This is a genomic window from Paenibacillus sp. J53TS2 (assembly GCF_018403305.1).
Classification (GTDB): domain Bacteria; phylum Bacillota; class Bacilli; order Paenibacillales; family Paenibacillaceae; genus Fontibacillus; species Fontibacillus rhizolycopersici.
Genome location: NZ_BOSK01000024.1, coordinates 1 through 1,133, shown reverse-complemented (window position 1 = coordinate 1,133; position 1,133 = coordinate 1). Strand labels below are relative to the sequence as shown.

The window sequence follows — 1,133 nt, the reverse complement described above, 5'->3', positions numbered from 1 at the left end:
GGGAGAGTAGCCATATAAACTCATGTGAATTCGGCGGTTATTGTAAAAGTCCATGAATTGGTCAAGAACATCGAATGCTTCTTCAAAACTCATAAAGATATGCCGCTTGAAACACTCACGCTCCAAGATACTGTGAAATGACTCAATGTACGCATTTTTATTCGGAGTTCGGTTCGGTGTTCTTTCATGGATCAGTAACTCTTTGTTGTTCTCGAAAAACTCTCTAAACTTGTGGCTCTTGAACTGCGGGCCATTGTCGGTACGAACAACCAGCGGCGTTTCTTGGGTGTACACGCCTCTTTTTAAGAGGGCTTTGTGTAGAGTGGTAAGCAGATCCTTCGTCCTGGACTCCTTGCCGCGGTATTGTCCAACCACATTACGGTCGTAGACATCGATAATACTTGCGGTATAAAAGTAACGTTCCAGGCCAGCGATATAACCATATTTAATATCCATCTGCCACAGCTGGTTGGGTCCCGTAACCTCCATATTGTTTGCGAGACGGCGTGGATAAGACTGTTTAGGTTTTACCGGCTTGCCTAGGATATCGAGCTCCTTGCAGAGCCTGTACACCTTCTTCTTGTTAATCTTAAGATGATGCTGCTGGCGTAAGGCAATCGTGAGTTTCCGGTATCCATAGACGGATTCCTCACTTTCCAGCAGCTTCATAATCAGGTGTTTAATCCGCGTATCGGCCACTTTCTTCCCTTCAAAGGTATAGGAGTATCCGGGTACGGGACGCCCACCTTGAGGGGCTTGTTTAGGATTCGTATGCTTGAGCGAATAGTAGTACGATGAACGCGGAACACCACAGATCTTAAGCACAGGAGCTACCTTGTAGCCCTTTAGGATCCATTTTCGGGCCACTTGAATTGGATGTGGGGATACTTTTTTTTTACAAGATCTCGAAGTATCGCGATCTCCAGTTCTTTCTCGCCAAGGAGTTTCGCTGCCTGTTCATATTTCTGCTCCCACTCTTGAACTGTCTGTGGATCATTAAGATGCTTTATGTCCTTTTTCTTACCCATGTTTATCTCCACCTCATCCCTATATTGTTTCACCCACTTGTACAAGGAATAGGGGGAGATTCCATGTTTGCGAGCAGTTAAAGCCACATTCCCCCTGTCCAGTGC

Annotated in this window: 2 protein-coding genes; both read right to left on the bottom strand. The window is 45.7% G+C overall.

Annotated elements, in window-relative coordinates; genetic code table 11:
* On the bottom strand, positions 1-825 hold an 825-nt coding region (locus KJS42_RS22910; protein ID WP_213624184.1), incomplete at its 3' end, for an IS3 family transposase.
* A 20-nt stretch (positions 826-845) separates the two neighbouring features.
* Positions 846-1,133: transposase (locus tag KJS42_RS22905; RefSeq protein ID WP_213624183.1), on the bottom strand; the 288-nt coding region annotated here is incomplete at its 5' end.